We start from the raw sequence: 4,997 nt of genomic DNA, 5'->3' as shown, positions 1-4,997 counted from the left end.
CAAGAAGCCTTTGGATTCCTAGAAGAAGATGTTCTCCTCTACGTTGCCCGGGCGCTAAAACTGCCCCTCAGTCGCGTCTATGGGGTAGCAACCTTCTACCATCTCTTTTCCCTGAAACCGGCGGGAAAACACACCTGTATCATCTGTATGGGGACTGCTTGTTATGTCAAAGGCAGCGGCAAAATCCTCGAAGACATCGAAAACGCCTTTGATGTCAAAGTGGGAGAAACCACCGCCGATGGAGAAATTTCCCTAGTGTCGGCCCGTTGTATCGGGGCCTGTGGGATTGCGCCGGCCGTGGTCTTCGATGGAGTCGTGGCCCCTAAACAAGATTCGGAAACTGTCTTGGCGAAACTACAGAGTTTCTCCCAGTAATTTTTCACTCTAGTGGATTGAGAAGAATATGGACTTACAAGAATTATTGGCAGTGGCCGAGAAGGAAAAAGCTAGACAAAAAAGCATCCGGGTGCATTGTTGCACTTCCACCGGTTGCCAAGCTGCTAACTCCCTCCAAATCGAAAAAAACCTCGCCACTGCCGTCAAAGAAGCAGACCTAGAGGATACAGTCGAAGTGGTGGGGGTCGGTTGTATGGGTTTTTGTGGTCGCGGTCCGTTGGTGGAAGTGGATCCCCAGGATCTCTTATACGAAGAAGTCACCCCGGAAAGTGCGGCCAGCATTATTGCAGCCTTAAACGGCGGCAAAACCGAGGTGCAATTAGGGGACTCAAAACATCCCTTTTTCTCCCATCAAGTCAAAATTGTCCGGGAAAATAGCGGTAAAATCGATCCCGATCGCATTGAGGAATATATCGCCGTCGGGGGTTATCAATCTCTCTACAAGGCCCTCTACGAGATGACTCCGGCCCAGGTGGTGGAGGAAATCACCCAAAGCGGTTTGCGCGGCCGGGGCGGTGCGGGTTATCCCACCGGTTTAAAATGGGCAACGGTGGCTAAACAACCGGGTAAACAAAAATACGTTATCTGTAATGCCGATGAGGGCGACCCCGGGGCGTTTATGGACCGTAGTGTTTTGGAAAGTGACCCCCATTTAGTCCTGGAAGGAATGGCGATCGCTGCCTATGCCGTGGGGGCCGACCATGGTTATATCTATGTTAGGGCCGAATATCCTCTGGCGATCGATCGTCTGCAAAAAGCGATTAATCAGGCCAAAAAATTCGGTTTAATGGGTTCCCAAGTCTTCGAGTCCACTTTCGATTTTAAGGTGGATATCCGCATCGGGGCGGGAGCTTTTGTCTGTGGAGAGGAAACCGCTCTCATCCATTCTATCGAAGGCGGCCGCGGCACTCCCCGCACCCGTCCCCCCTATCCGGCCCAATCGGGTCTCGATGGTTGTCCCACCCTGATTAATAACGTGGAGTCCTACGCTAATATCGCCGCTATTATCCGCGAGGGAGCCGCTTGGTACGCTAATATCGGTACTGCCAGCAGTAAAGGCACAAAAATCTTCGCTTTAACGGGAAAAATCCGCAATAATGGGCTGATTGAAGTGCCGATGGGCATTACTCTCCGGGAAATTGTCGAGGAGATGGGGGGTGGTATTCCCGATGGTCAGGTGAAAGCGGTACAAACCGGCGGCCCCTCCGGGGGTTGTATTCCCGCTAATTTACTCGATACTCCCGTAGATTACGAATCCTTAGCCAAACTCGGTTCGATGATGGGATCCGGGGGGATGGTGGTTATGGATGATACCACCAGCATGGTGGAAGTGGCGAAATTCTATATGGAATTCTGTCGCGAGGAGTCCTGTGGTAAATGTATCCCCTGTCGCACGGGAACAGTACAAATGTTTGAATTATTGGCCAAAATTATCGCTCGAAAGGCCGATATTCACGACCTCGAAAACCTAGAACATCTCTGTCAAATGGTTAAAGAAACCAGTCTTTGTGGTCTTGGCCAAAGCGCTCCCAATCCGATTTTAAGTACCCTAAAGTATTTTAAGGAGGAATATCTGGCTCTGTTACAGGAAATCAAGCACCCCGTCTCTGTTTGAGAATAACTCGATCGAGGCCCAACAATGTTCGGCCTCAATCAATTTCTTTGGTTATGGGAAGTCTGGTGGGCTGCCGGGTTATCTTGAAGAGAGTTAGCAGTAGTCTCAGGAGACAATAGATTATGACTTGGCGCGGCTCAACCGATACAAAAGATCGCATTTTTGCAGCTTTAGTATATCTTTTACCCTTATATTCGGCTTTTGCCTTCGGTATCTTTATCTTTCAGCAAATTCCTTTTTTAGGAGCGGCCTTAGCAATAGCCTTATATCCCTTAGCTTTTCTCTATAGTTCTCTGGGAAGCTTTGGCAGTTTAATTATCTTCCTTGTCCTCTTTTTCGCCGTGGTACGCAATCCCCGCATCAGTCATTTTATCCGGTTTAACACCATGCAGGCGATTTTAATCGATATTTTGGTGTATTTATTGGGATTGGTCTTAGGTTTCGTCGCTAGGGGTTTAGGGGCGAATTTAGTGGTAGAAACTCTTTATAACGTCGTCTTTTTGGGAGCATTTGCCGCCTGTGTTTACAGCATTATACAGTCGGTTATCGGTAAATACGCCGATATTCCCACAATTTCCGAGGCGGCCTATTCCCAAGTGGGAGGTTAGGTTAGGCTGGCTGAATAAATCTAAAAACCTTGTTGGGTAAGACTTTTAGACTTTTTGGCAATCAAAAAGTACCAGATATGGGAGTGATCGGGGGGAAAATCCCTGGACTTTTTCCCTGAAAATTAGGTAATTGACCTCCTCAAAATCGGGAAAACCCTACACCCTACACCCCACACCCCACACCCTCTCCCCACAAAAAACTTTTTCAGCAGACCCTAATTAAGCTTGAGTTTGTCCCCTTTTTCGGCTACAGTCTCTCCAGAATCAATGCGTTCGCTGCCAGGCCACATCTATGAGTCCATTTAAACAGACGCTACGGGAACTCAACGCTCAGAAGGGGAAAATAGCCGCTTCTGTGGGCAGAAAAACGCCTAAACGAGTTAATCGTTGGTTTAAATGGCTTTCTCCCGGTCTTTTTGTCAAACGCTGGCTTTTAATTAGTTTAACCGGCGTTTTTCTCACCTCCTTCGGTTTGGCTATTTGGGTAAAATTAACCCCGGTTAATCGCTTTTTAGAGTTTGTTTCCCAAGCATTAGAAACGATCGCCCGTTTGGTCCCTAATTCTGTTTCCGGGCCGCTGGCGGTTTTGCTGGGTGTCTTTTTGTTATTCTGGGGTCAGAGTCGCACCGTCGAAACGATTACAGAAGCACTACAACCGGACGCATCGGAGGAATTAGTTGATCTCCTACGCACCCATCGTCGTCTCCATCGCGGCCCGAAAATCGTGGCCATCGGTGGCGGTACGGGTTTATCGACGCTTTTACGCGGTTTAAAACAGTATAGTTCCAATATCACCGCTATTGTCACCGTAGCTGATGATGGCGGTTCTTCAGGCCGATTACGTCGGGAAATGGGCATTTTACCCCCGGGGGATATTCGCAATTGTATCGCCGCTTTAGCCGATGAGGAAAAGTTATTAACGGAATTGTTTCAATATCGCTTTCATGCCGGGGATGGTTTATCGGGCCACAGTTTTGGTAATTTATTTATCAGCGCTATGACCGAGATTACCGGCGATCTGGAACAGGCGATCGATGCTAGTGCCAAAGTTTTGGCGATTCGCGGCAAAGTGCTACCTGCTACCCTTACCGATGTTAGTCTCTGGGCTAAGTTAGCCGATGGGCGCATTATTGAGGGAGAATCGAAGATAACCGAAGCTATGGGCCAAATTCGTCAGATTGGCTGCCATCCTGCCGATCCGGTCGCTTTACCGGCTGCTTTAGCGGCAATCAAGGAGGCAGATTATATTATCATCGGGCCGGGTAGTCTTTATACCAGTATTATCCCTAATTTGTTGGTTCCCGCAATTCGTCAGGCCCTAGCACAGGTGACAGTCCCCCGCGTCTATGTTTGTAATATTATGACCCAGCCGGGGGAAACGGATAATTATTCGGTGGCTGATCATATTCGGGCGATCGAAAAAGTCTGCGAGGAACGCATCTTTGATACGGTTTTGGCCCAAAGAACTGCACCATCGCCCCAATCTCTGCAATTATACGCCCAAGAGCATAGTCATCCTGTGTTTTTAGACCGCGAGGAGGTGGGAAAAATGGGTTATCGCATTGTTTTAGCGAATGTAATGGCAGAAGATGAAGTTACTGCCAAAGTTAGTCATGATCCCCAACGTTTAGCGCGAGTTTTATGGCGCTGGTATTCTAAAAAGTAAATAGCGAGATGACTAAATGTTTTTATCTAGCTTTGTCAAGTTATAAAATCATATTTTTGGCTTTAATTTGCCGACATTAGCCAAATTTGCTGATTAAAGCCCTAGGAAAAAATTAGCCGAAAAACCATTTCGCCTTATTCTGTGTTATACTCAGATTTTGAAGAGAGATAATCATGCACTACTCTACTAAATCTAATCAAGAGACAGGTGCGACAGTCTATTCCCCAAGCGATGGAAGTGAATTAATTCCTGCTGAGGTTAAACTAGATATAAACGGGCAAAACTATCAATCACTTAATATACCTCTCCCAGAGGGCTATACAGTAGATGATGAAGGAATCATCAATAACTATGGTAGCGAACCCAAGATTTATCTATCAAAATACCCATCTTTAGAACAGCAAAAATGGTATATTTTGCAAGGATTAGGGGCGGTTTTATTGGTTGCTTTGGTGTTATTAATCACCTTTTCCGTTAGCTAGATAAAAACCGTAGGATTGACATTTAAGTTGAGCGAGACAAGAAAACTTTAATTTACACCATAGAGTCTGCATCCCAAGTATCGGGAGCGTATATTGGAACCGACTCTATCTATCTGTCCAAATAGTAAATCTGACAGCTGAACTTTTTTACTTTGCTAAACTTGACAATTTTTTTCAGTTTTTTGTGGGTTGCTTCGTGATCAACAATAGAACAACCAATAGAGTTAACT

General features: G+C 46.6%; 5 protein-coding genes. All 5 read left to right on the top strand.

Annotated elements, in window-relative coordinates; all coding sequences use genetic code 11:
• The coding region (locus PX484_RS22090) for an NAD(P)H-dependent oxidoreductase subunit E (protein ID WP_288105504.1) at nucleotides 1–375 on the top strand (375 nt) is incomplete at its 5' end.
• Nucleotides 376–403: 28 nt separating this feature from the next.
• Entirely contained in the window at nucleotides 404–2,011 is a 1,608-nt protein-coding gene (nuoF, locus tag PX484_RS22085; protein ID WP_287766990.1) for an NADH-quinone oxidoreductase subunit NuoF, read from the top strand.
• Nucleotides 2,012–2,133: 122 nt separating this feature from the next.
• A complete protein-coding gene (locus tag PX484_RS22080) occupies nucleotides 2,134–2,619 on the top strand; it encodes a Tic20 family protein (protein WP_287664193.1) in 486 nt (161 codons plus the stop codon).
• 292 nt (nucleotides 2,620–2,911) lie between these two features.
• A complete protein-coding gene (locus PX484_RS22075) occupies nucleotides 2,912–4,285 on the top strand; it encodes a gluconeogenesis factor YvcK family protein (protein ID WP_287766989.1) in 1,374 nt (457 codons plus the stop codon).
• Nucleotides 4,286–4,458: 173 nt separating this feature from the next.
• Entirely contained in the window at nucleotides 4,459–4,767 is a 309-nt protein-coding gene (gene psb34, locus PX484_RS22070; protein WP_002783665.1) for a photosystem II assembly protein Psb34, read from the top strand.
• Nucleotides 4,768–4,997: the final 230 nt, after the last annotated feature.

Origin of the sequence: Microcystis sp. M49636_WE2 (assembly GCF_030065375.1) — a bacterium.
GTDB lineage: Bacteria > Cyanobacteriota > Cyanobacteriia > Cyanobacteriales > Microcystaceae > Microcystis > Microcystis aeruginosa_C.
Note: the sequence above shows the minus strand (reverse complement) of the source record. Positions and strands in the feature narration are given on the sequence as shown.